Raw genomic sequence first — 22,554 nt, 5'->3', positions numbered from 1 at the left:
ACCGAGCAGTTGAGGTAAGTCGTCTGATGGGTGAGTTTAAGGAAGGCGATAAGGAGCGAGCCGCCGAGGTAGTTCGCCTGATGGGTGAGTTTAAGGAAGGCGATAAGGAGCGAGCCGCCGAGGTAGTTCGCCTGATGGGTGAGTTTAAGGAAGGTGATAAGGAGCGAGCAGATGAGGTAGGTCGTCTGATGGGTGAGTTTAAGGAAGGCGATAAGGAGCGAGCCGCCGAGGTAGTACGTCTGATGGGTGAGTTTAAGGAAGGTGATAAGGAGCGAGCCGCCGAGGTAGTACGTCTGATGGGTGAGTTTAAGGAAGGTGATACGGACCGAGCAGTTGAGGTAGGTCGTCTGATAGATGAGTTTAAGGAAGGTGATAAGGAGCGAGCAGAAACGGTTAAGGGAATGCTTTCTGAATTCAGGAAGGAGCAGGAAGAAACGGCTGCTGCCTGGAAGCAAGTTTTAGCCGCTATGCAGTCGGCTAAAGGACCGGCCAGGGTAGAAGCTGCTGTGGAGGTTAAACCGGCTGAGGAAGCTGTCGAGGAGGCAGAAGAAGAGACGATAGAGGACAGAGAAGAATTAAAGGAGAAGATTTTAGAGGTTCTTGAGGATAACCCGGACGGGCAGAAGATGACACAGATTGCTGAAACCCTCGGTATTGAGAACTGGCGTTCACTGATTCCTGTTATGCGGGAACTTCTTGACGCGGACGAAATACGAAAGGAAAATTCAACATATTATGTTGCTTAATAACCTTGAGTCGTCACGCGCAGTCGTGATCAAATAATGGAGGGAAATATAATGAGCGTGCAAATTATAAAAAAAGAGGGGGGGAAGATAACCCTTAAGTGCGCCTTCTGTCATGGAAAGGGTATCGACCCGTTTGAGATCATGTCCAAACTCTCCACCTGCCAGGTCTGTGGCGGCCGGGGAGAGGTGACCATTTTGGAACCGGCCATTGAATGCGTTTACTGCAGCGGCACAGGTATTCACCGTGACCAGCGCCTGACGTGTGTTGTCTGCGGTGGAAAAGGTATGGTAAACATAAAAGAGCCGTATGAGACCTGCCCCGACTGCGAGGGCAAGGGGGTCAAATCAGGCGATTACCTCCCTTGCTCGAAATGCGGCGGCAAGGGAGTTGTGAGTAAAAAGTAGGCGGGATGCAGTCGAGTTTGGTCAAGTAGTTAGTGCCTGAACGAAAACGCCTGGTTCCGAGCGGTCATTGCGAGGAGTGAGGAACGAACGACAAAGCAATCCCCTTGTTTCCGAGAGATTGCTTCGGTCGTGCCTCCCTCGCAATGACAGGAAAACTGTAATTTAGGGAGTTTCCCTTAAGGCAATAGTCAAGTTTGTTAGACCACTTGACTATTTGACCACTCGACCATTTAACCAAGTTCTAAGGAGGAAAATATGTCGATAGATGAAATGACAACTGTGCTGGAACCTCGTCCCCTGCCCAACTTTGTGGACACTCCCTACGTCAATGATATTACCGAGAGGTCTCTGGCCTATATTGCGGCGGGTTTTCCACTTCATTTGCGCGGGATTTCCGGAACAGGCAAAACCACCCTGGCCATGCATATAGCAAGTAAGATAGGCCGGCCGGTGGTGATGATTCACGGGGATGAGGAGTTCTCCACGTCCGACCTGGTTGGCGGCGAACATGGCTATCGTATGCGCAAGGTGGTAGATAACTTCATCCATTCGGTACTTAAGACCGAAGAGAATATGCAAAAAACGTGGGTGGACAATCGCTTGACCGTGGCCTGCAAGTATGGGTTCACGCTCATTTACGATGAATTTACGCGTTCCAGGCCGGAGGCCAATAACGTACTTTTATCAGTGCTCCAGGAAAAGATGCTGGATCTGCCGTCGGCCCGGGAGGGAGATAGCAACTACCTGAGAGTTGACCCGGACTTTACGGCAATTTTTACCAGCAACCCGGAGGAATATGCGGGCGTGCACCGGAGTCAGGATGCCCTGCGCGATCGGATGGTTACCCTTGATCTGGATCATTTCGACGAAGAGACAGAGGTTCGCATCACCGAAGCCAAATCAGGCCTCGTCAATGGTGATGCCTCCAAGATTGTTAAAATTGTCCGTGGCCTGAGGGATTCTGATGTGTACGAATTTGCTCCCACTATAAGGGGCTGCTGTATGATTGCCAAGACTCTTAAGGTCCGAAAGGCTTCGGTCAACAAGAATGACGAAATTTTCAAACAAACCTGTATGGATATTCTGGCATCAGAGACCAGCCGCATCGGCAGCAAGTCCAACCAGGAGAAGGTCAGAAATGTCATTGGGGAATTGATTGATCAGCACTGCTGATGAAATTGAATATTGAATATTGAAGATTGAAGATTGAAGATTGAAGGAATTCTGTCAATTTTTTAAAAAAACAGAGCGAAGCGATTTCCACAAATATACAATTTTCAATATACAATTTTCAATTTCTTTGGTCTTCAATCCAAAAAGGGGGTGTACAAATGGCTTTAATGCGAGTTTTTGTCAGGGTAGATAAAGAAGGTAAAATTCCTATTCCCAAAAATATTCAGAGGAAAGTAGATTTAAAAGAAGGTCAGTTGGTTGAAATTAAGCTGGCTGGTACGAATCGGGCTCACCATATCGTCATTCACAAGCGGGAAAGCGCCAGGTAAAAACAGAAGTTGCAGGGTGGAATATGTCCAGGGAAGGAAAGTACGTTTACTGTATTATTGAAGGCAACGAAGGACGAAATTTCGGGCAGATTGGTATTGGCGGAAGAGGAGATATAGTCTCAACCATTGGCTATAATGATATTAGCGCGGTAATAAGCAGTTCTCCTATGACCAAGTATGTCATCAATCGGGAGAATATGATTTCCCACGAACGCGTCATTGAAGAGGTCATGAAGGATTATACGGTATTGCCTGTAAGATTTTGTACCATTGCGTCCAGCGCAGAAGATATACGTACCCTGCTCAGAAGGCGATATAGTGAATTCAATGGCCTGCTGAAAGATATGGACAACAAGGTCGAGATGGGCCTGAAGGCACTCTGGAAAAATGTAAACCAGATCTTTCACGAGATAGCGGAAAAGAACCAGGAGGTCGGGAAACTCAAGAAAAAGACCCGGGAAAAAGCCGGAAGGGGAAACAATGCCCTCAAGATCGATTTGGGTAAGGCGGTAAAGAAGGCCCTGGAAAGCAAAAAGGCTGATGAAGCCCGGAGTGTTGTGAACATGTTCAAGCGAACCGCCATTGACGCCAAAACAAATGATGTGTTTGGAGACGGCATGTTCTTGAATGCAGCCTTTCTCATAGACAGGACCCGCGAGAAAGAGTTCGATTTTATGGTGGAAGATCTGGTCAAGAAATATGAAGACAGGGCTACATTCAAATATGTGGGGCCGATTCCGCCTTTTAATTTTGTGAATATCGTGGTGAAATGGTGAAAGAAATTGAAGATTGTATATTGAAAATTGAAGACCAGGGCAATTGAATATTGAAGATTGAATATTGAAGATTGAAGGAATTCTGTCAATTTTTAAAAAGAAACAGAGCGGAGCGATTCCACAAATATTCAATATACAATATACAATATTCAATCCATATGCGATTCCACAAATATACAATATTCAATATACAATATTCAATCCATATGCGATTCTACAAATATTCAATATTCAATATTCAATATACAATTGCTCTGGTCTTCAATCCAAAGGAGTGAACAATGACTGACAAGAAAAAAAAGCAGAATGAAGAAAAAGCAGAGGGCACCGGTTTTGATTTCGGGATAGGTAGCCTTTTCGAAGGGCTTGGCAATTTAATCGATGCTGCGACTAAGTTGGCTGAAAAAGGTGAGGGGCTTTCCAAAACAGGTGAAATTAAATTCAGCGGCCTTGATAAAATCAAGGGACTTAAAGATTTAAAGGGCGTTTACGGAATCAATGTCCGCACCATGGCTGATGGCAGAACTTCTGTTAAGCCTTTTGGGAACATAAAGAAAACACCTAAGGGGCCGGTGGTGGAAGAGGTGCGCGAGCCCATGGTGGATGTTTTCGATGAAGCCGATGAGATCCAGATTGTTGCCGAGATGCCTGGCATCGAGGAAAAGGATATCAAGCTTGAGATTAAAGGGGACATCCTGAATATCAACGCCGAAGGAGAAAACAGAAAATATCAAAAAGAGATCCTTCTCTCCAGACCTGCGAAAGCCGGGGATATGAAATGGTCATATAAGAATGGAGTGTTGGAGATTAAGGTGAAAAAAAATTGAAAATTGAAAATTGAAAATTGAAAATTGAAGGAATTCTGCCAATTTTAATCCACAGATTACGCAGACCCGCCTGCCACTGCGAGGCACAAGCGGGCAGGTTACACAGATTTTTGTGAGTTATTGGGTTAAATTTTTCGAAGCTTGCTGCGAGGTAGTTAATTTAAAATGATAGAGCGGAGCGATTCCACAAATATTCAATCGACAATCTTCAATATTCAATCCTATTGCCAATGACCAGTGACCAGTGACCAGTGACCAATGTCTAATGACCAATGACTAATGACCAATGACCAATAACATGAAACCTCAAAAAAAGAATATTGAGAATAAACCCCTCACCCTCAAAGTAGCAGAGGCTTCATCCAAGGATGTAAGCCGCGGCATTGTCCGCCTGGACCCTGCCTGTTTCAAGAAAATCGGGGTTGAAGTGGGAGATGTGGTAACCCTCAAGGGAAAAAGGGAAACCGTGGCCAAGGTTATGCCTGCCTATATGGAGGACCGAGGCAAAGACCTGATTCGCATGGATGGAATTACCCGCGAAAATGCCGGTATTGGTATTGACGAAAAAATTGCCATCACAAAGTCTGACTTTAAACCGGCCCAAAAGATTGTTGTTACACCTTTGACAAGTATGCGTTCCTATGATGCCCGCTATATCGGAAGCCTCCTTGAGGGTTTGCCGCTATTAGAGGGTGACATGGTAAGAGCAAGACTTATCGGAACCCGCACCCAGGACTTTAAAGTTGTGTCCACCAAGCCCGCAGGCGTGGTGATAATCAACCCCAAGACCGTTATGAGGATTCAGGAGAAGAAGGGTGTTGGTGAGGCCGTGACCAGGATATCCTATGAAGATATCGGGGGGCTGGGCAAGGAAATCGGGCGGATTCGAGAGATGATCGAGCTGCCGCTGAAATATCCCCAGGTTTTTGAAAGATTAGGCATTGATCCCCCCAAAGGTGTGCTTTTACACGGCCCTCCCGGATGCGGGAAAACTCTCATTGCCAAGGCTGTAGCCAATGAGACCGATGCCTACTTCAGCCATATCAGCGGTCCTGAGATCATGCACAAGTACTATGGTGAAAGCGAGGCCCATCTCAGGCGAATATTTGAAGATGCCGCCGCACATGCTCCAAGCATTATCTTTTTGGACGAGATCGACTCCGTCGCGCCCAAGCGAGAGGAGCTGGGTGGTGAGAAACAGGTAGAAAAACGGATTGTAGCTCAGCTTCTGGCCCTGATGGACGGACTTTCTTCCAGGGGGCAGGTTATCGTCATCGGTGCCACCAACATTCCCAATGTCCTTGATCCGGCCTTGAGAAGACCGGGACGTTTTGACCGTGAGATAGAAATCAGCATACCGGACAAAAACGGCCGTCTTGAGATCCTCAACGTCCATACCCGGGGCATGCCTCTGGCTGAGGACGTGGACTTGGTGCGTATATCCGAGATTACTCATGGGTTTGTCGGCGCTGATCTGCAAGCGCTTTCCCGGGAAGCGGCGATGGTCACCCTCAGAGAGCTCTTCCCCATTATTGACTTCCAGATGGAAGAGATCCCTTACGAGACCCTGATGAAACTTCAGGTGACTATGGATGATTTCATGGAAGCCCTTAAGGAAGTGGAGCCTTCAGCTATAAGGGAAGTGTTTACCGAAATTCCCAATGTAAAGTGGAGCGATGTCGGCGGGCTCGCCGAAGCAAAAAGAGTTCTTAAGGAAACCATCGAATGGCCCCTGAAATATGATAAGTTGTTTGAACATGCGAAAACCAGTCCTTCCAAAGGCATATTGCTCTATGGTCCACCCGGAACAGGGAAGACCCTGCTTGCCAAGGCAGTTGCTTCTGAGTCAGAGGTAAATTTTATTTCAATCAAAGGCCCGGAGATACTCTCCAAGTGGGTTGGAGAAAGCGAAAAAGGCGTTCGTGAGGTTTTCAAGAAAGCAAAGCAGGCTTCTCCATGTATCATATTTTTCGATGAAATAGACAGCGTGGTTCCCAGGCGCGGTTCGGAAGCCGCATCCCATGTGGTTGACCGCGTCATCAGCCAGTTCCTGACCGAGCTGGACGGCATCGAGGAACTCAAGGGGATTGTAGTTCTGGCAGCCACCAACAGGCTGGACATTATTGATCCTGCTTTGCTAAGGGCAGGCAGATTCGATTTTCATCTTGAGCTTCCTGTCCCGGACGAAGAGACAAGATTGGAGATATTTAAAGTCCATACAAGAGGGAAACCTTTGAATTCAAATGTTGATCTTAAATCTCTGGTTGCTGCCACGGAAGGCCTTGTAGGGGCTGACATAGAGTTAATATGCAGGAAAGCCTCTCTGTCGGCTATAAGGGAGTTTATAGAATCGGGAGGTGAGGATTACTCAAAGTTTCGGGTTTCCGCTCTGCACTTTCAGGAAGCATTGAAGGAAAGACCAAAACAATTGAATATTGAAGACCAAAGCAATTGAAGATTGTATATTGAAAATTGAAGATTTGTGGAATCGCTCCGCTCTATCATTTTAAATGAACCATACTGTAAACGGTTATAATTGGAGCTTTTTATGTTTTCTGTGTAATCTGCGTAATCTGTGGATTAAAATTGACAGAATTCCTTCATTCTTCAATATTCAATCGACAATCTTCAATTCAATGACCAGCAACAAATTCGGGGAAAAATAATGACGCAAGATGGAAAATTCATTTACGGATTTACAAATAGCGATGAATGGAAAACATTCGGTCCCATAGGCATTGAACAGGGAGATGTTTGCTTTTTCCCCTATAAAGATGTCGCTGCTGTGGTTAGCGATTTGCCGCTTATACAATTTGATTCTCTACCCAGAGAAACTCTCCTCCGCAATCTGGCTATTTATCAAGCTGTTATCGAAAAGGTGATGAAAAGTCATCACATTATCCCGATGAAATTCGGAACCGTGGTTCAAGGAGAGGAAGATCTTAAGAAAATGCTGGCAAAGAGTTATGGCCGGCTCGTTACGAGTATTAAGGAGATGGAGAACAAAATAGAACTCGATGTGGCAGCACTATGGAGCAACTTTGATTCAATTTTAAGGGAAATAGGTGAAAAAGAGGAAATTAAGAGACTCAAAGAAGAGGCACTAACAAAACCTCCTGAACAGGTTTTTGAAATAAAGGTACAACTGGGAAAATTAGTTAAGGACACGTTGGATAAAAAGAGAGAACAATGTGCTTCTCAGTTATCGGATGTCCTGAAGAAGGATGCAGCAAATTATCGTTCCCACGCTGTCATGGATGACTCTATGATAATGAACACAGCCTTCCTGATAGATAAGGATAGACAGGAGACCTTTGAGACAAAGGTAGATCAACTGGATAAGCAATACAACGGCGGAATCAATTTTCGAATCGTTGGCCCCCTTCCCCCTTACAGCTTTACTACCCTGGAGATGAAAACGGTGGAATTCGGGGAGGTAAACGAGGCGAGAGAGATGTTGGGTTTAGGCGAAGAAGCGACGATTTCGGAAATCAAGAGTGCCTACAGGGAAATGAGCAAGAGATTTCATCCCGATAAATATCCTGGCGATCTGGAAGCACAAAAACGGTTTGAGAAAATGACTAAGGCCTATCAGATGCTCAGCGATTATTGCCAGGATGCCCAATGTTCCTTTAAAGAAGCGGATGTCAGGGACTGGATAGATGTCAGGAAATCAGTGGTCAGTGGTCAGTAGTCAGTAGTCAGTGGTCAGTGGTCAGCGGGGGAGTGAAAAAAAATGAACATCGAACATCGAACGTCCAACATCGAACATCGAATAGTGAAATCGCTTCGCTCTTTAAGATTGATGATTGTTGATTGATGATTGATAATTTGTGGAAGTCGCTTCGCTCTGCCATTTTTAAAAATTGACAAAATTCCTTATTCGACGTTCGACGTTCAATGTTCGATGTTCGACGTTCATCTTTTAAAACAACTCAGCGCTTATGGGAGATTAGTGGTCAGTGGTCAAATGAGAAAACTGCTTTATGTGCCGGTTATTCATGTGGATTCTGATTTAGGAAGCATTGCGCCAGCCATCGACAAAAGAAGTACAGAGATATGCGGAAGAGAGCGTTGGGAAAGACACAAACAAATCGTAACCACATTTTGGGATAATATTGAGAAATATTTCAAAAAACTAAATGCCGACAATTTGAAAATCTATCAGGATGGATTAATGGCGGATGGCGAGCTTGGTCAAAAGATCATTGAGGAAACAGCACAAAAAGGGAGCAGAAATTACCGGATTGTCCTTGACCTGATCAGAAGAGGCGGAGAGATCAGAAAAACAGAAGATATAGCGCTTCTTAAGGAAGAATATAATCGGATCCTCAAGCTTGCCCAGAGCAAATCACTATGGGAGAGGACTACGGCTTACATAGGGTACAGATTTCATAAAGGCCGGCTTATGATGAAAAGGGATAAATTTATTGCCGACACCATCAACAAGACTCTAAAAGAGGGAGAAACGGGTGCCCTTTTCATAGGCGCCTATCATGATGTGCTTTCTCTTCTTGCAAAGGATATTGCGGTTGAAGAGGTAAAAAAACGGGAAAAGGTGAAGGCCTATTTTAAAATGCTCATCTCCGGAAAGGATGAAGAAAGGTTTAATGAGCTGGGTAAGTATTTAGTGGACAGGGGACTATTGAAGAATGAAGAATGAAGAATGAAGGAATTCCACAAATCTTCAATCTTCAATCGACAATCTTCAATCCAATGACCAATGACCAATGACTAATGACTAATATGTAAGGAGGTAAAACAAAATGGCTCTAAGTATAAGAGAAGTGATAGAAAAGGCGCGGTCGGAATTAAGTTTGCTTACCGCTTTAGAGATTGGATCAACCCTGGGAGCAGCCAGAGATAGTGATGGATGGCTGGTGAGTATAGAGGTCATCGAAAAGCACTCCCTTCCTGACGGTATGGATATTCTGGCCACATACGAAACCAAACTCGATCCTGAAGGAAATATGTTGGAATTTAAGCGAATCAGGATGCGCAAGCGAATCGATACAGAAGACGTAGGAGACTAAAAAGTTGAATTCATTGAATGTGTCATTTCGACCGCAGGGAGAAATCTTATCTTTTCAATAGGTTGCAGAACAAAGATTTCTCGTTTCACTCGAAATGACAGGCTAAAGGGACTTTTTACGGCGGATTATTGTGGTAAAGGGGAGGAATGACTTTGGAATTTGAATACGTAGTACCTTTGCATAGGTGCAAAAACGTAGAGACCCGGCAGACCGGCGAAGCACACTTTCATGAAGGGGCCTTGCTCTGGGAGCCGGTTGACGTAAAAGAGATTAGTGAGCAGTACGATCCGGGCGTAATGGGTCGGCAGATCAGGGGGATACTCCGTAAAGAAACTTATCCGTGTGCGTTCTGCCGGGGTTCCGGCTCCAAGCCCAGGGGAAGTACCTGTTCGGTGTGCCGGGGTAAAGGAGTGGTCTCTGTTACACCGCCCGCCATGATTTGCGCTTTCTGCAAGGGCCGGGGCGAGGAGCGCCCCCGCACCAACATCACCTGTGTAGTCTGTCGAGGAAAGGGTGTGGTGCCGGTCAGAGAACCTCTGGAGCAGTGCCGCAGATGCAAAGGACGGGGGGTAGATTCTCACAGCAAGCTTCCCTGCGTCGAGTGCAAGGGAAAAGGAGTGGTGACAGTAAAAGGAGAAAAAGCATGAAGACTCCAGGCGTTAGAAAAACAGCCATAGACGAGATTGCCAGGGAAAAAGCAAGGGTTTTCGAGAAGAGGTATACGGGAAAATCTTCCCTGGAAAGAGAAGCCGAGGCTGTAAAGAGAAATCTTGAATATCAAAGGCTTCAATCGAAACCGGCTGTAACTCCGGCAGGGGATACCACTTCAGCTATCGCTTTTCAAGAGGTATCCTCCGACGAATTTCCAAAGAAAGCGTTATCGCATTCAATGCTGGATTCATGGATGCCTCAGAAAAAAAAGGAGAAAGAGGAAGCTAAACCAATTTCTATAAACACAGCCACCGTTGTGGCAATCAGAAAGAAGCTGATGGCCATGGAATGGCGCAGGGCAAAGGGAATAACTCGTCCCGATCCCCGGATGGTTTCCTTAGAAAAAGAGGCCTCTACATGGAAGGAAAGACGAGATGGCAGAAAAAGGCAAGAGGCAGAGGAGAAGCATATGATTGAGGAGCAAAAGGCCAAATTGCAGGCATGTGTGAGCGCTTTCGGTAAAAAACTCTATGGGGCCAGGGATAATGTAACCCCTGACATGGCTGTCCGGCTTTTTGAGGGCGCTTTTGATCCTATAGGCGAAGTCGTGGGTCTGAAATGGGATGAGGACGGATGCAGTGCCGTAATCGAACCCTGGGAGGAAAAGAAGCGGCGGCGTAAGGAGCGGCGCACAGAACCGGGTCTCTATGAGCTTCGTATCGATCAGGAATTGAATATTGCTTCTTACGAAAAAATAAAAGATGAGAAAAAGCAGCGGGCAGAGCAAGTTAGATATTTCCTCAAGCCTTTGATGAGTGTTATCCGTGAAAAAGCGCCTCAGGTAGGCATTGAAGTGCTTGAGGATGCGCTCAGCGAGGCCGGAAGGATTGTCGTCCTCAAGCAGGAGAACGGGGGATGGAGAGCAGTGGTTGAGCCCTGGGAGGAAATGCGGATGCGCAATATTGAACGGGGCGGACACCTCCCAATTGTGATGTATGCACTCAAGTTTGACACCGACCTGCAGGTGCTTGGGTCAAGGAAAGTTATAGATTAGAAAAGGGGAGTAAAAATGAAAGGGAGCGAAAAACAAGCATTAAAGATCATAAGGGAACTTGGTTCATGCGGACCCGAAAGAATTGCCCGCAAGATGGCGATGTCGGCAGAATATGCCGGCGAGTTATGCGCAGGTCTTCTGGAGGACGGATATCTTTCAAAAACCGGTAAGGGTGAATATATGCTCACTCCCGGGGGAGAAAAGGTGATCAGCCGAACCTTGATCCATGGCCAGGTTGCTATACTCAAGGGGGTTTAAATATCCGGTTGAAATTTATCTAAAAGAAAGGAGGTGAAAAAAGATGGGATTTATGGGTAAAGAAAGGACTACGACCGCAGTCAGGGCAAAAGAAGACATGAAGAAGGTAAAAAAATATCAGGCTGTAACCAAAGAATATCGTCAAAAGCATCTCAAGATCCACGCTGAGTGGGAAAAAGAGCTGGGCAAACTTAGGATATAGCCTTAGCATGCCTATCGAACCTGGGACAGGGGGTGTATTTCCCCCTGACCTGGCCTCTGCTACTCATTCGAGTAGTGGGGAGTAAACCATAATTATACACAACGTCATTTATCATTACCAATGACTAATGACTAATGACTAATGGCCAGTGACTAACAATGACGCTGTGTATAGCAGCCACGAGGGAATCAGCATATGGCATTTATAGTGGACGACATCCTTTTTGCTCCCATCAAGGTTCCGGTATGGATTGCAAAAAAACTATCCGAATCCGCTGAGAAAGAGAAGACTGATGATTCCAGGATCTACGAAGACTTGTTGAATCTTCAGATGCGCTATGAGTTGGGAGAAGTTGGCGACGAAGAGTTCGACAGACAAGAGACCCGGCTGATGGAAAAGCTTGAGGAAATCAGGAAATATAAGGAAGGGGATTAATCATGATCAATGATGATAATAAGCATAATAAGGATAAGGTTCCCTTTCAAAAAGGAAGATTTCCGCTTATCAGCAGCGTTATCGGCCTGGTCAGCGGGATTCCCCGGATAACCCTGCCCCGGTTCTTGGGGTTGATGCCTTCCTGGGGTTGGAGCAAAAGCATGAAGCGCAGGAAAAGCCTCCGTCCGGTGGAAAAAGGGCTGCTTGGCACGATCCTGAAAGCCCCTGTCACCATTCTTCTAAGCCCGCTGACCGGGGTAGCGAAACTGGCCGGAAGGATGGGCGCTATTGCCGAGGAGGAGATGGATCAGGAAGCCAACCTCAAGGATGCTCTCCTGGAGCTGCAAATGCGCCGGGAAATGGGGGAGATGACAGAGGAAGAGTACAAAGAAAAGGCTGGGGATTTACAAAAAGAGCTGGATGAACTGGTAGAAGAAAAAAAGGAGGAGTGATTGCCATGACTGCAAGAGAAAAAGAGATTTTTGAGGTGGTAGAAAAGCTTGGGGGCATTGCCCACCCCACAAAAATTGGAAAAGAGATGGGTATTTCAGCCGACTATGCTGAACAGCTTTGCCGGGACATGGTGTGGCAGAGCAAGTTCATTAAGCATGGTTTAAAATTTGCGATCAAGGCTGGATGAACATAAATTAGCTGAAAGATCAAAGCTCAAAGCGAAAAAGGAAAATTCTGTACTATCCGGAGAGGAGGTAATTGATGCCAAGCGGAACTGAAATGGCGGTTTTGAAGGGGATTAAAAAAAGAGGGGGAGAGACTAATCTGTTCGGGGTAGCCAGAGAGATAGGGCTGAGCGCAGATTATGCAAAGATTATATGTCGTTCCCTGGGTATGGCCGACTATCTGGATATGTTGAGCAGCGGAAAGATCAGGCTTACCCGCAAGGGGTGGAAGGCCGTAGGCGGCAGAGATGAGGTGCCGCCGGAAGGGGAAGAACCCGCAGAAGATGGGTCCGCTGAAGCCAAAAAGACCAAAAAGAAAGGGCCCGAAAACCGGGAGGAAAAGTATCAGCGCTGGAAGTCATCGTGATCGCTTTGATTGTCGATTTCATGATGGCTACCAATGACTAATGACCAATGACGCTCTGTATAAGATTGGAGGAATGGGAATGGAAGACTGGCAGACGGCAAATAAATCTGGCGTACCACATAACCTGAGACAGAGAGAAGGTGGCTCAGGTCCGCAGGAAGGGCTTATATGGAATCCTGCAAAGATCAGGCCTGGCCGGGCCGGCATGTTTGAGCCGGCAGGCGGGCTGGGGCTGCCTGAAAAGACTATATTGAGGGGAGGCTTGCAGAAATGTGGTTTTTGTGGGGGGACGGGAAGCAGGAAGGGATCTATCTGTCCAGCCTGTAAAGGCAAAGGAGAAGTTTATATCAAGACAGGGAGTGCGGTTGTGTGTGGTTTTTGCAGGGGCACCGGTGAAGACAAGCCCAGGAGCAATGTAACCTGCCTGGTCTGTAAGGGAACCGGTGTGGTGACAGTGGAGGAACCCATAGAACCGTGCCCTCAGTGCCGGGGCCGGGGCCGGGAATCAGGAAATGCGAATCTCCCCTGCGGCAGGTGCAGGGGTAAGGGCGTGGTCAATGTAAAGGAGAGCGGGGCGCGGCTTTTGGGCCGCCCCAGCGGGAGCGCCGGCGAAGTAGCGATCGTGGTTCACGACATGGGAGAGGCCGGCAAAACGCAGATCGCAAGGAGGGTTGGCCTGAGTACCGACTATGTAGCCTTTGTCTGCGAATCCATGATCAAAAAAGGCTCTCTTCAAAAAACAGGGAGCGGCATCTACACGCTTACGCCGGAATGTAAAGCGCTTTTTGCAAGAGATGAGGCTGTTGAGCTTGAAAAAGTGACTACCGAACAGGTACTTTTGCTGCGGCTTGTAGAAGAAGGAGAAGCGACCATTGCCGATCTCAGCGCCAGGTCTCGTATTCCTGTAGATCAGGTACAGAAGATTACCGGAGCAATGGCAAGGAAGGATTTTTTAGACATGCTTCTCAACGGCAGGATCCGCCTGGCCCGCAAGGGCATGAAGGCATTGGGAAAACATAAGTGATCAGTGGATAGTGAAGACCAAAGCAATTGAAGATTGTATATTGAAAATTGAATATTTGCCTGCCCGCCATCGCGAGCCATACTCAATGCTCTTCGTCTTTTTGTTGCCTTGCTCAGGCGAGGCAGGCGGGTGGAATCGCTCCGCTCTGTTCTTTTAAAAAATTGACAGAATTCCTTCAATCTTCAATCTTCAATCGACAATATTCAATTTTATTACCAGTAACAACGGAGTTAAAATGACTTTGCTGCGGGGTTTTGGAGGTGTGGATGAGGATGGAAAGGTTGCCCTGGGGCGGAATTTTTTGATTCACCTGGGTTTGGATCTGGATTCATTAGTCATATTGAATGTGATGCGGATAAAGGGAAGCGGCCGAAAGCCATATTTAATCATCCACAGGCGGGGAGTAGCGCCCAGGCTTGGCCCATACGAGGTAGCCTTCTACCAGTGCCCATGCCGACTCGATGCCCAAAGCCGCATTATTCTGGACAACAGGGCTATGGATGAATGCTATTTTAAACCCGGTCTTTGGCTGGAGTTTAAGATGTCCGGCCCCGCCAATGCCCCGTGGCTGGTGATTAAAAACCGGGGCACAAAAAGGTTGACTTCTTTGCAGGAGAGAATGGGCGTCCAGCCCAAAAGTGGCAAGAGCATAAGTGGAAAGGGCAAATGGAATAAGAAGAAATGGCAGGTTATGGATATTGAATACTGATGTGCTCAACTCAGGGGAGAAAGGTGAAATAACATGAGCCAGAAGATAAGTGGTATCAAAAAGATAAAGACGGCCCAAAAAACCAAACTTCATTCAAAACCAAGGGTTGAGGGTCAGGAATACCTGGAACTTTACCTGATGACCAAAGCACGGGATCGACTGAAACGTTATCATGAGGTAATAACCGAAACAAGAGAGTGTACAGCGGAAGAGATCGAAAATGTCGAACAAGAATTTGAAAAGTTGGAAAAGAAGGTAGGTATAGACAGACCTGATAGCCACTCTGACGTCAAGGCTGCAGGGACTGACAGCCCAAAAAATAAGAAAAGAAAACCGGCAAAATCCATGAAAACGGTGGTCATTGATTATTGAAGATTGAAGATTGAAAAGATTGAACGCTGAATGTTTATAGGGGAATAGTCTATCTTCATAAGGAAAAGTTAAAAGTATTATAAAAAAAGGAGGGAACAAATTATGCCAGTTCATGCAATGTCCGAGGTAAGGCCGATAGCAATTGCCAAGGATCAACCGGGTTTTGTAGAAACGCCGTATGTTAAGGGTATTCTCAGAAAGGCGATGAGATACGTTCAGGCAGGTCTTCCAATTCACTTCAGCGGGCCGGCAGGTACGGGGAAAACCACTCTGGCCTTTAAGATAGCAGCCCAGCTTGGCCAGCCGGTAATATTGATTCATGGGGATGAAGAACTCGGCTCTTCGGATCTGGTTGGCGGTCAGTACGGGTTCAGGAGAAAGAAGGTGGTTGACAATTATATACAGTCGGTACTCAAGACAGAGGAAGATATATCCTCCAAGTGGGTGGACGACCGCCTGACTGTGGCCTGCAAATATGGCTTTGTCCTGATTTATGACGAATTTACCCGTTCCCGGCCGGAAGCAAACAATGTATTACTCTCGGTCTTGGAAGAAAAGATGCTGGACCTGCCGGCAGCCAGAGGGGAAGAAGGTCATCTCAGGGTAGATCCAAAATTTAGAGCCATATTTACCAGCAACCCTGAGGAATATGCCGGAGTTTACAAAGCCCAGGACGCCCTGAAAGACAGGATGGTCACAATAAAACTGGATTACTACGACAAGGAAACAGAGATTGCCGTTACCCAGGCCAAGGCTGGGGTTTCAGAACAGGATGCCCGGCGAATTGTAAATATTGTTCGAGGCTTCAGAGAAATCTGTCAAAACGGAATGACACCTACTATCAGGGCCAGCATAATCATAGGAAAGGTTCTCAAGGTTAGTGGTGCAAAACTCATGGCCGATGATTCTGATTTTGTGGAGACATGTTTCGATATTCTTGATTCAGAGCCACAGAACGGCGGCGCCGGAGGCCCTGGGTCCAGGGAGATCCGTGATAACGTGATGAGCCTGATAAACACCCATTGCAACTAATATATCAGGTAGCCGTTCACGGCTTGAAAGTTGAAATTGGAAATTGGGAAGAACGGTACAAAAGCACGAAGGCCAAATTTCTAATTCCAACGTTCCGTGAACAGTTACTATATCAGAAAGGAATAGTCAAAAATGCCTAGTCCAAACGAATTAACAGTTTTGAGGACTGCTCAGGAATGTGGCGCTGTCCACAAACGGATAATCAGCCGTAAAATGGGCATCAACACAGAGTATGCAGGCTATCTCTTAAAATACCTTTCCAAAAAGGGATTATTGACTGCTATCTCTCCCGGCAGGTTCGAACTTACCAGGAAGGGTGAGGATACCCTGTTATATCAACTCCATCATATTAAAGCCATCTTGACGGCAAAGGCATATGGAACCATTCGACAGATAGATAGTGTAAATAAGAAAATGGGTGATTATGAGAACTATGTGAAGAGGAGAACGATAGAGAAATTTAGAAATACCTAACCCCGGACAAGCCGGTTGGAGCGAAGCGGAAATCCCGATTTGCCGGGGAACTAGATTGAATACTGATTATTGAAGACCAAAGGAATTGAAGATTGAAGATTGAAGATTGTCGATTTAAAGTGCCTAAAGTTACGGAGATTATATCCTTATGAAGGAAAAAGAAGGAAACTATATTTACTGCATTGTCGCGGCGAATGAAGAGCGGGATTTTCCAGTTAAAGGAATAGGTGACAGGGGAGACAGGGTCTATAGTATTTGCCATCAAAATATAGGGGCGGTCATCAGCGATTCACCCGTCATGAAATATCCCGTTAGCAGGAAAAATACTATTGCCCATCAGTTGGTGATGGAAGAGGTGATGAAAGAACATACGATTCTTCCGGTGAGGTTCTGCACCATTGCCGAGGATAAGGAAGGGGTTTCCTCAAAGGATAGAATTAAGCAGAAGATATTGAAAGAACGGCATGATGAGTTTAATGCCTTGCTTGCAGAAATGGAAAATAAGGCAGAGCTTGGCGTCAAGGCCCTGTGGACGGATATGGACCTGATATTCGATGAGATCCTTAACAAAAACAGGGAAATCAGGATATTGAAAAACAAGCTTGGTACCATGAAAGGAACGGAGGGGCATAATGAAAAAATAAGGTTGGGCGGGCTTGTTAAATCCGCTCTGGAGAAAACAAAGGAAAAAGAGGCAAACACGATATTGAAGCCGCTAAAGAAGATTTCCGTTGACAATCGGATCAACGATACGTTTAGCGACAGGATGCTTTTGAACGCAGCATTTTTAGTAGATCAGGCTCAAGGAGAGAAGTTTGACTCCTGTGTGAATGAATTGCAGGAAAGCCGGAATGGAAGGATACAATTGAAGTACGTGGGCCCTATACCACCAGCCAATTTTGTTGAAATCGTGGTGAAGTGGTAGTTAGTGGTCAGTGGTCAGTGACCAACAACTAATAACCAATGACCAATGACTAATGACCAATGACCAATGACCAATGACCAATGACCAATGACTAATGACCAAAAAGGAGGTATCTATTATGCGTGGAGAGCCAAAAGGCGCGTTTAAATGTCCAAGGTGCGGGAGCACTACCTGGGGGAATTTACAGTTTTGTCCGGAATGCGGCCAGTCACTCAACATGGAATGTCCTGAGTGCGGAGAAACATGGCGCTATTATTATGGAGAAGACCGTAAGTTCTGTTCCTCATGCGGAGCGCGAATAAGTAAAATGAGAGAAACGGGTTGAGTCCGTTATAAGTAGGGGTTATGGAAGAGCATGAAAAAGGAAGAAGACAAAGAAAACTCTGAAGAGGGAAAGGCTGGGGAAGATTTCGGAGGTGCGGCCGAAAGTGTCCTGGACAGCATGGGTAATCTTATACCGGGACTCGGCGGGCTTATAAAGTCATTGAAGAAGTCTGATGCATTTAAGGAAAGACTTGATTCGATAGATGAGGAGATTGACCGGAAATTAGAAGAAACCCCTCTCCGTCCTCCCAGTGGCATCCCCCCATCTGTTGCTCGCCGGGGTACAAGATCAAAAAAGCATTTTGATACTTTTACGGCAGGAGATGTCCCAATGGATAAAGGTGAAAGAGATGTGCCCGTTGATATATTTGAGGAAGAGAATAAGCTGCGTGTGATTGCCGAGTTGCCCGGCGTTAATGAAAAGGATATCAAGCTTGATTTGAATGAGGACACATTGATCATATCTGCAAGCCGGGGAAAACGAAGCTATCATAAAAAGGTCAAATTGCCCCGCACTTCCGAGAGTATAACCAGGAAAATATATAACAACGGCATCCTGGAGATTACCCTAACTTAGTACACGTATTCTTAAATACGGTTACGTATGATGATGCTTTTATTTATCCAATTTCCAGGTGCATGAAATAAGTTTGAAGTGCCTAAAGTGAGCTAAAGTGTTATAATATGAATAATGCCGAAAAATATTTTAACCGGGGCTGGCTGCTCAGCATGAAAGGCCTCCACCAGGAAGCGATCGATGCGTACAAAAAAGCGCTGGGAATAGATCCCGGCCACTCCCAGGCCCGCACCAATCTCAAGTTCATAAGTTATTTTAGTGGAATCGGGCTGGGCGAGGACCGGGTAAAAAATGTGGCGAACCTTAAAAATATTGAAAAGGGTGCCAAGAAGCTGCTCCAAAAACTTTAAAAAGGAGATTGCAGGCAATGAAGTATTCTACAGGGAGGGGAACAAAGTGCAGACACTCCACAGCCATGGAGTGGAATGATCTTGAAAAGAAGATAAAAAAACGCTCAAGGTTGAAGCATTCCACAGGGGATAACGCCGCCATAAAGCATGCCTGCGGAGTTGAACTTGATTTAAAGGCGGAAGACATGGACGATGCCATAGAGGCAAAAAAACGAGAGATAGCGGAGAAAAATAAAGAACCATCTGATAACTTTCAAAAATCATTCAAGAAGGTAAGCTTTGATTATTGATGACCAGGAAATGAAGTGGTCATTAGTCATTAGTCAATGGTTAGTGGGTAGTGGGTCGGTGGGTTAAAGAATATGAGGGATAGTTATGTTGCCAAGCTTTTTAAGTAATGAGAATCTGAAACTTGTAATTTTTGGCGGTAAGGGCGGCACAGGGAAAACAACCTCGGCCTCTGCAGCGGCCCTCTGCCTGGCCTGGCTCTACCCCTCAAAAAAGATACTGCTTATCTCCAGTGACCCGGCCCATTCCGTGGGGGATAGCCTGGGGATGGCCATTGGTGCGCACAAGGTGCGTGTTGACGGGATACCGAACCTCGAGGCCCTGGAAATTGAGCCCGCTCCGATGCTTAAAGATTTCAAGAAGAAGCACGAAAAGGAAATCAACGAGATCATCAAACGGGCCGGATTCTATGGGCAGATTAACGTGAAGGAATTCCTCTCTTTCTCTCTTCCGGGCATGGAGGAAATGATGATATTCTTACATGTTGCTGAAAAATATAAATATACCTGGTACCAGCCTCAGGAGGCGGATATTATCGTACTGGACACCGCCCCCACCGGGCATACCCTCCGCCTCTTGGATATGCCCCAAATGATGGACGAATGGATGGATGTGGTTGACCAGTCCCTCCTGAAATATAAGACACACCCTCGACTCTATGCCTCAGGGAGCACATATCACGAGGGAGATCGGGTAGATCAGATGGTGGAAAACATACGGTCGGACTTTGCGGCTGTCAGAGAAATGCTTACCAGTCGAGAACAGACCGAGTTTGTGCCGGTGCTTATCCCCGAGATCATGGCCATCGAAGAGACGAAAGATTTGCTCAGGGCTTTGAAAGATAAACAGATCCGGGTAAACAGCATTGTGATCAACCGGCTAAGGGGCAGCAATGGGAACTGCCCGTTTTGTGCCTCCAAGGTAGAGGATCAATCGGAATCCATAAAGGAGATTGAAAAAGCGTTTGAAGACCACAGCCTCATCAAGGTGCCCCTTTTTCCTTATGAGGTTCAGGGGATAAGAAGCCTGGAAAAATATGCGGATGTCCTCATGGACGAAATTCAAACTATAGAAGTAAGGGCTAATACAAACGAGTCTATTATTTCTCAAGTCCCCGCGATAAATCATCCCTCGATTGACTCTCAGGTGAAATTTGTCATGTTCGGGGGCAAGGGCGGGGTGGGCAAGACCTCCATGGCCGCTGCTATGGCCGTTCATCTGGCCAAAACATATCCTGATCAAAAGGTGCTGATCTATTCGGTCGATCCTGCCCATTCGCTGGCAGACAGCTTTGCAATGGAAATAGGAGATAAGCTTACGCCTATCAACACCAATCTTTTCGCCATGGAGATCGATTCGGAGCATCTTCTGCATGATTTTATAGAGGATTACCGGGCCATTATCCGGGACGCCTTTGATACCTGGGAGAGCATGCGAGAAAACAAAATGGAAATGCGGTTCGACCGCAATGTGATGGCCATGTTTGCCCGCACCGCTCCGCCGGGCATGAACGAGGTATTTGCCCTGGAAAAGCTTACCGAATTTATTAATGAGAAGAAGTTTGACTGGTATATCCTGGACACCGCGCCTACAGGCCACCTCCTGGTTCTCCTTGAGTTTCCCAACCTGGTCAGAGACTGGTTGAGCCGCACATATCGCAGCCTGCTCAAGTACCAGGTGCAGATAGCCCTGACCAACCTTAAGGAACTTGGGGACAGGATTCTGAAATCAACCCAACTGGTCAATAAAATACATGACATGCTTACAAATCCGGAGGTCAGTCAACTGGTTACCGTGACCATCCCTGAGGCCATGGGCGTAGAAGAGACCACCAGGCTTATTGCATCGGTAAAGAGATTGGGTGTCCCGTGCAGCAATATATTCGTCAATATGGTTACGCCTTCATCAGGTTGTGCTTTTTGTTGTTCCAAGAGGGAGGGTGAGCAGAGATATATCCAAAAGTTGTCCCAAAAGAATCCGGAATATAACATTGTGCAGGTTCCCCTTTTTTCACATCAGATCAGGGGGGTGGAGAAGCTTACAAGGTTGTCGGAGACGATCTATGGGAATTGAGAGGGATTACAGGTGCGATGAAGAAGACAGGGTACGGCCGTTTTAATCCTCAGGCGCAATTGAGGTTAAGGAGCGGCCTGGAGATGCAGCGGGAGATGGAGATGCCTTCTGATATCGAAGGAGAAGATGTTATCATGGCCGGGCAGGCAAGTTATCAGGATGGCATGGTGACCAGGGCCAACTGGAAACCCGGTTATCTATACCTGACCAAAGAGCGCCTTATATTCCTGCAAGGGGCAAACAAGCTTTTTGAGATATCGTTGAGTTCTCTAAAAGATATATCAATTATACAAAGGAATTGGGTTCCCAAAAAGAAAGTGGAGCAACTGCAGCTCATACAACAGAGTGATAGCTTTAAAAGAGTATTTTTTCTTTTTGCCGGAAACCTTGAGGAATGGAAAAAAGCTATTGAGCTTTCTAAAAAGGAGGAAGGAAAAGATGGTTAAGAGGCGAAGAAGAAAGTCCGCAGAAACGATTTTACCTGAGCTGGAGAAAATCTCCTGTGCATTTTGCAAGGGAAAGGGTAAAGACCCATTTAAACTCTTATCTCCTCTTTCAAACTGCCCGGTCTGTCAAGGCCATAAAAGCGTTTATGTCATAAAACCTTATGAGACCTGCCCCGCTTGTGAGGGCACCGGCGTTTACTACAGGAGCAGGCTCTTTTGCTGGAACTGTCATGGCAAAGGGGTGGCCCACATAAGACCGGAAGAAGAGCCGGAAGCAGAAAAGGAAACAAAAGATTGATTTTGGAGCAAGGGAATAGGGAATATTAAAGGAGACCAAAATGGCTATAGAACCATCTCGAAATGGTGGCGGCGGTTTAGCTGATGTAATAGACAGGATCCTGGATAAGGGACTGGTGATTAACGCAGACATTACTGTATCTGTGGCCGGAGTTGAACTGCTGGGCATCAAGATCAGGGCGGCACTCGCATCCTTTGAGACAGCAGCCAAATATGGGCTGGAGTTCCCCTCTGGAACCAACCTGGAAACTCCTGCCTGGAAAGAAGCCCTGGTGGCTAAAGAAGGCTGTCCTCAATGTGAAAAGAGGGTTCCAATAGAAGACCTTATCTCCACCGGCTGCCCCTGGTGCGGATGGATCAGCGCAAGGGCGATGAAAGTTATTGAAGAATGAAGACCAAAGCAATTGAATATTGTATATTGAAAATTGAATATTGAAGGAATTCTGTCAATTTTTAAAAAAGACAGAGCGAAGCGATACCATCAATCATCAATCAACAATCATCAATCATCAATCTTAAGGAGCGAAGCGATTCCACAAATCTTCAATAATAAAAGGTTCTCATGCCCATAGATATTGACGAAAAAAACCTTAAACACGGAGTCCTGGGATTAGTTATCGCTCTGGTTGAGATCATCAAGGAGGCCCTCAGACTTCAGGCTTTGAAAAGAATGGAGGGAGGAAGTCTTACCGAAGAAGAGGTTGAGAGGCTCGGGGAAGCCCTGATGGAC

The 22,554-nt window shown here is 46.3% G+C and carries 32 protein-coding genes; all 32 read left to right on the top strand.

The annotated features are described in order from the left end of the window. The coding region (locus Q7J27_10645) for a hypothetical protein (protein MDO9529602.1) at positions 1-746 on the top strand (746 nt) is incomplete at its 5' end. 51 nt (positions 747-797) lie between these two features. Continuing rightward, positions 798-1,151, top strand: coding sequence for a hypothetical protein (locus Q7J27_10640; protein ID MDO9529601.1), 354 nt, complete (start codon positions 798-800; stop codon positions 1,149-1,151). A gap of 255 nt (positions 1,152-1,406) precedes the next feature. Continuing rightward, positions 1,407-2,324, top strand: a complete 918-nt coding sequence (gene gvpN / locus Q7J27_10635) for a gas vesicle protein GvpN (protein MDO9529600.1) — start codon at positions 1,407-1,409, stop codon at positions 2,322-2,324. Between the two features lie 158 nt (positions 2,325-2,482). Further along, positions 2,483-2,653, top strand: a complete 171-nt coding sequence (locus Q7J27_10630) for a hypothetical protein (GenBank protein MDO9529599.1) — start codon at positions 2,483-2,485, stop codon at positions 2,651-2,653. 23 nt (positions 2,654-2,676) lie between these two features. Next, positions 2,677-3,429, top strand: a complete 753-nt coding sequence (locus Q7J27_10625; GenBank protein ID MDO9529598.1) for a GvpL/GvpF family gas vesicle protein — start codon at positions 2,677-2,679, stop codon at positions 3,427-3,429. Between the two features lie 281 nt (positions 3,430-3,710). Beyond that, complete coding sequence (locus tag Q7J27_10620; GenBank protein ID MDO9529597.1) at positions 3,711-4,256, top strand: Hsp20/alpha crystallin family protein; 546 nt, start codon at positions 3,711-3,713, stop codon at positions 4,254-4,256. 298 nt (positions 4,257-4,554) lie between these two features. Continuing rightward, positions 4,555-6,711 carry a CDC48 family AAA ATPase gene (locus tag Q7J27_10615; protein ID MDO9529596.1) on the top strand — a complete coding sequence of 719 codons (2,157 nt, stop codon included), beginning with the start codon at positions 4,555-4,557 and terminating at the stop codon, positions 6,709-6,711. A gap of 210 nt (positions 6,712-6,921) precedes the next feature. Then, complete coding sequence (locus Q7J27_10610) at positions 6,922-7,950, top strand: GvpL/GvpF family gas vesicle protein (protein MDO9529595.1); 1,029 nt, start codon at positions 6,922-6,924, stop codon at positions 7,948-7,950. Between the two features lie 276 nt (positions 7,951-8,226). Then, a complete protein-coding gene (locus Q7J27_10605; GenBank protein ID MDO9529594.1) occupies positions 8,227-8,919 on the top strand; it encodes a hypothetical protein in 693 nt (230 codons plus the stop codon). A gap of 103 nt (positions 8,920-9,022) precedes the next feature. Continuing rightward, entirely contained in the window at positions 9,023-9,289 is a 267-nt protein-coding gene (gene gvpO, locus Q7J27_10600; GenBank protein ID MDO9529593.1) for a gas vesicle protein GvpO, read from the top strand. Positions 9,290-9,441: 152 nt separating this feature from the next. Next, positions 9,442-9,936, top strand: coding sequence for a hypothetical protein (locus Q7J27_10595; protein MDO9529592.1), 495 nt, complete (start codon positions 9,442-9,444; stop codon positions 9,934-9,936). After that, positions 9,933-10,994 (top strand): hypothetical protein, encoded by a 1,062-nt coding sequence (locus Q7J27_10590; GenBank protein ID MDO9529591.1) that lies wholly within the window; start codon positions 9,933-9,935, stop codon positions 10,992-10,994. The genes Q7J27_10595 and Q7J27_10590 overlap by 4 nt, the downstream gene beginning before the upstream one ends. 15 nt (positions 10,995-11,009) lie before the next feature. Then, positions 11,010-11,252: a hypothetical protein gene (locus tag Q7J27_10585; protein ID MDO9529590.1), complete on the top strand. Its 243-nt coding sequence runs from the start codon at positions 11,010-11,012 to the stop codon at positions 11,250-11,252. A 43-nt stretch (positions 11,253-11,295) separates the two neighbouring features. Then, positions 11,296-11,454, top strand: coding sequence for a hypothetical protein (locus Q7J27_10580; GenBank protein ID MDO9529589.1), 159 nt, complete (start codon positions 11,296-11,298; stop codon positions 11,452-11,454). A gap of 195 nt (positions 11,455-11,649) precedes the next feature. After that, positions 11,650-11,889 (top strand): gas vesicle protein GvpG, encoded by a 240-nt coding sequence (locus Q7J27_10575; protein ID MDO9529588.1) that lies wholly within the window; start codon positions 11,650-11,652, stop codon positions 11,887-11,889. Positions 11,890-11,891: 2 nt separating this feature from the next. Continuing rightward, positions 11,892-12,341: a gas vesicle protein GvpG gene (locus Q7J27_10570; protein MDO9529587.1), complete on the top strand. Its 450-nt coding sequence runs from the start codon at positions 11,892-11,894 to the stop codon at positions 12,339-12,341. A gap of 5 nt (positions 12,342-12,346) precedes the next feature. Beyond that, complete coding sequence (locus Q7J27_10565) at positions 12,347-12,529, top strand: hypothetical protein (GenBank protein ID MDO9529586.1); 183 nt, start codon at positions 12,347-12,349, stop codon at positions 12,527-12,529. Positions 12,530-12,603: 74 nt separating this feature from the next. Continuing rightward, on the top strand, positions 12,604-12,933 hold the full coding sequence (locus Q7J27_10560) for a hypothetical protein (GenBank protein ID MDO9529585.1): 330 nt from the start codon (positions 12,604-12,606) through the stop codon (positions 12,931-12,933). 79 nt (positions 12,934-13,012) lie between these two features. Next, positions 13,013-13,957, top strand: a complete 945-nt coding sequence (locus Q7J27_10555) for a hypothetical protein (protein ID MDO9529584.1) — start codon at positions 13,013-13,015, stop codon at positions 13,955-13,957. A 235-nt stretch (positions 13,958-14,192) separates the two neighbouring features. Beyond that, positions 14,193-14,666 carry a hypothetical protein gene (locus tag Q7J27_10550; GenBank protein MDO9529583.1) on the top strand — a complete coding sequence of 158 codons (474 nt, stop codon included), beginning with the start codon at positions 14,193-14,195 and terminating at the stop codon, positions 14,664-14,666. 33 nt (positions 14,667-14,699) lie between these two features. Beyond that, positions 14,700-15,038: a hypothetical protein gene (locus tag Q7J27_10545; GenBank protein ID MDO9529582.1), complete on the top strand. Its 339-nt coding sequence runs from the start codon at positions 14,700-14,702 to the stop codon at positions 15,036-15,038. Positions 15,039-15,140: 102 nt separating this feature from the next. Continuing rightward, complete coding sequence (gene gvpN, locus Q7J27_10540; protein ID MDO9529581.1) at positions 15,141-16,070, top strand: gas vesicle protein GvpN; 930 nt, start codon at positions 15,141-15,143, stop codon at positions 16,068-16,070. A 132-nt stretch (positions 16,071-16,202) separates the two neighbouring features. Beyond that, entirely contained in the window at positions 16,203-16,544 is a 342-nt protein-coding gene (locus Q7J27_10535; protein ID MDO9529580.1) for a hypothetical protein, read from the top strand. A gap of 148 nt (positions 16,545-16,692) precedes the next feature. After that, positions 16,693-17,469 carry a GvpL/GvpF family gas vesicle protein gene (locus tag Q7J27_10530; protein MDO9529579.1) on the top strand — a complete coding sequence of 259 codons (777 nt, stop codon included), beginning with the start codon at positions 16,693-16,695 and terminating at the stop codon, positions 17,467-17,469. Positions 17,470-17,591: 122 nt separating this feature from the next. Further along, positions 17,592-17,771, top strand: a complete 180-nt coding sequence (locus Q7J27_10525) for a hypothetical protein (GenBank protein MDO9529578.1) — start codon at positions 17,592-17,594, stop codon at positions 17,769-17,771. 53 nt (positions 17,772-17,824) lie between these two features. Next, positions 17,825-18,370 carry an Hsp20/alpha crystallin family protein gene (locus Q7J27_10520; GenBank protein MDO9529577.1) on the top strand — a complete coding sequence of 182 codons (546 nt, stop codon included), beginning with the start codon at positions 17,825-17,827 and terminating at the stop codon, positions 18,368-18,370. 107 nt (positions 18,371-18,477) lie between these two features. Then, positions 18,478-18,720, top strand: coding sequence for a tetratricopeptide repeat protein (locus Q7J27_10515; protein ID MDO9529576.1), 243 nt, complete (start codon positions 18,478-18,480; stop codon positions 18,718-18,720). A gap of 17 nt (positions 18,721-18,737) precedes the next feature. After that, positions 18,738-19,010 (top strand): hypothetical protein, encoded by a 273-nt coding sequence (locus Q7J27_10510; GenBank protein ID MDO9529575.1) that lies wholly within the window; start codon positions 18,738-18,740, stop codon positions 19,008-19,010. Between the two features lie 85 nt (positions 19,011-19,095). Continuing rightward, positions 19,096-21,081, top strand: a complete 1,986-nt coding sequence (locus Q7J27_10505) for an ArsA family ATPase (protein ID MDO9529574.1) — start codon at positions 19,096-19,098, stop codon at positions 21,079-21,081. A gap of 17 nt (positions 21,082-21,098) precedes the next feature. After that, positions 21,099-21,527 (top strand): PH domain-containing protein, encoded by a 429-nt coding sequence (locus Q7J27_10500; protein MDO9529573.1) that lies wholly within the window; start codon positions 21,099-21,101, stop codon positions 21,525-21,527. Further along, the gene (locus Q7J27_10495; protein ID MDO9529572.1) at positions 21,520-21,825 is read left to right on the top strand and encodes a hypothetical protein; all 306 of its coding nucleotides are present in this window, start codon (positions 21,520-21,522) and stop codon (positions 21,823-21,825) included. Before Q7J27_10500 ends, Q7J27_10495 begins: the two co-directional genes overlap by 8 nt. A 40-nt stretch (positions 21,826-21,865) precedes the next feature. Further along, positions 21,866-22,216 (top strand): gas vesicle protein, encoded by a 351-nt coding sequence (locus Q7J27_10490; GenBank protein MDO9529571.1) that lies wholly within the window; start codon positions 21,866-21,868, stop codon positions 22,214-22,216. Positions 22,217-22,554 lie beyond the last annotated feature (338 nt).

It is taken from the genome of Syntrophales bacterium (assembly GCA_030655775.1).
GTDB lineage: Bacteria > Desulfobacterota > Syntrophia > Syntrophales > JADFWA01 > JAUSPI01.
The sequence above is the reverse complement of the archived record's forward strand: the minus strand, read 5'-3'. Positions and strand labels throughout refer to the sequence as shown.

Excerpts from the sequence above, each read along its gene's own strand:
- Q7J27_10580 (MDO9529589.1), top strand. The coding sequence starts at position 11,296 with ATGGGATTTATGGGTAAAGAAAGGACTACGACCGCAGTCAGGGCAAAA.
- Q7J27_10500 (MDO9529573.1), top strand. The coding sequence starts at position 21,099 with ATGAAGAAGACAGGGTACGGCCGTTTTAATCCTCAGGCGCAATTGAGG.
- Q7J27_10615 (MDO9529596.1), top strand. The coding sequence starts at position 4,555 with ATGAAACCTCAAAAAAAGAATATTGAGAATAAACCCCTCACCCTCAAA.
- gvpO (MDO9529593.1), top strand. The coding sequence starts at position 9,023 with ATGGCTCTAAGTATAAGAGAAGTGATAGAAAAGGCGCGGTCGGAATTA.
- Q7J27_10605 (MDO9529594.1), top strand. The coding sequence starts at position 8,227 with ATGAGAAAACTGCTTTATGTGCCGGTTATTCATGTGGATTCTGATTTA.
- Q7J27_10520 (MDO9529577.1), top strand. The coding sequence starts at position 17,825 with ATGAAAAAGGAAGAAGACAAAGAAAACTCTGAAGAGGGAAAGGCTGGG.
- Q7J27_10535 (MDO9529580.1), top strand. The coding sequence starts at position 16,203 with ATGCCTAGTCCAAACGAATTAACAGTTTTGAGGACTGCTCAGGAATGT.
- Q7J27_10570 (MDO9529587.1), top strand. The coding sequence starts at position 11,892 with ATGATCAATGATGATAATAAGCATAATAAGGATAAGGTTCCCTTTCAA.
- Q7J27_10575 (MDO9529588.1), top strand. The coding sequence starts at position 11,650 with ATGGCATTTATAGTGGACGACATCCTTTTTGCTCCCATCAAGGTTCCG.
- Q7J27_10495 (MDO9529572.1), top strand. The coding sequence starts at position 21,520 with ATGGTTAAGAGGCGAAGAAGAAAGTCCGCAGAAACGATTTTACCTGAG.
- Q7J27_10515 (MDO9529576.1), top strand. The coding sequence starts at position 18,478 with ATGAATAATGCCGAAAAATATTTTAACCGGGGCTGGCTGCTCAGCATG.
- Q7J27_10490 (MDO9529571.1), top strand. The coding sequence starts at position 21,866 with ATGGCTATAGAACCATCTCGAAATGGTGGCGGCGGTTTAGCTGATGTA.
- Q7J27_10545 (MDO9529582.1), top strand. The coding sequence starts at position 14,700 with ATGAGCCAGAAGATAAGTGGTATCAAAAAGATAAAGACGGCCCAAAAA.
- Q7J27_10555 (MDO9529584.1), top strand. The coding sequence starts at position 13,013 with ATGGAAGACTGGCAGACGGCAAATAAATCTGGCGTACCACATAACCTG.
- Q7J27_10585 (MDO9529590.1), top strand. The coding sequence starts at position 11,010 with ATGAAAGGGAGCGAAAAACAAGCATTAAAGATCATAAGGGAACTTGGT.
- Q7J27_10565 (MDO9529586.1), top strand. The coding sequence starts at position 12,347 with ATGACTGCAAGAGAAAAAGAGATTTTTGAGGTGGTAGAAAAGCTTGGG.
- Q7J27_10620 (MDO9529597.1), top strand. The coding sequence starts at position 3,711 with ATGACTGACAAGAAAAAAAAGCAGAATGAAGAAAAAGCAGAGGGCACC.
- Q7J27_10610 (MDO9529595.1), top strand. The coding sequence starts at position 6,922 with ATGACGCAAGATGGAAAATTCATTTACGGATTTACAAATAGCGATGAA.
- gvpN (MDO9529600.1), top strand. The coding sequence starts at position 1,407 with ATGTCGATAGATGAAATGACAACTGTGCTGGAACCTCGTCCCCTGCCC.
- Q7J27_10560 (MDO9529585.1), top strand. The coding sequence starts at position 12,604 with ATGCCAAGCGGAACTGAAATGGCGGTTTTGAAGGGGATTAAAAAAAGA.
- Q7J27_10625 (MDO9529598.1), top strand. The coding sequence starts at position 2,677 with ATGTCCAGGGAAGGAAAGTACGTTTACTGTATTATTGAAGGCAACGAA.
- Q7J27_10530 (MDO9529579.1), top strand. The coding sequence starts at position 16,693 with ATGAAGGAAAAAGAAGGAAACTATATTTACTGCATTGTCGCGGCGAAT.
- Q7J27_10590 (MDO9529591.1), top strand. The coding sequence starts at position 9,933 with ATGAAGACTCCAGGCGTTAGAAAAACAGCCATAGACGAGATTGCCAGG.
- Q7J27_10630 (MDO9529599.1), top strand. The coding sequence starts at position 2,483 with ATGGCTTTAATGCGAGTTTTTGTCAGGGTAGATAAAGAAGGTAAAATT.
- Q7J27_10550 (MDO9529583.1), top strand. The coding sequence starts at position 14,193 with ATGACTTTGCTGCGGGGTTTTGGAGGTGTGGATGAGGATGGAAAGGTT.
- Q7J27_10640 (MDO9529601.1), top strand. The coding sequence starts at position 798 with ATGAGCGTGCAAATTATAAAAAAAGAGGGGGGGAAGATAACCCTTAAG.
- Q7J27_10505 (MDO9529574.1), top strand. The coding sequence starts at position 19,096 with ATGTTGCCAAGCTTTTTAAGTAATGAGAATCTGAAACTTGTAATTTTT.
- Q7J27_10510 (MDO9529575.1), top strand. The coding sequence starts at position 18,738 with ATGAAGTATTCTACAGGGAGGGGAACAAAGTGCAGACACTCCACAGCC.
- gvpN (MDO9529581.1), top strand. The coding sequence starts at position 15,141 with ATGCCAGTTCATGCAATGTCCGAGGTAAGGCCGATAGCAATTGCCAAG.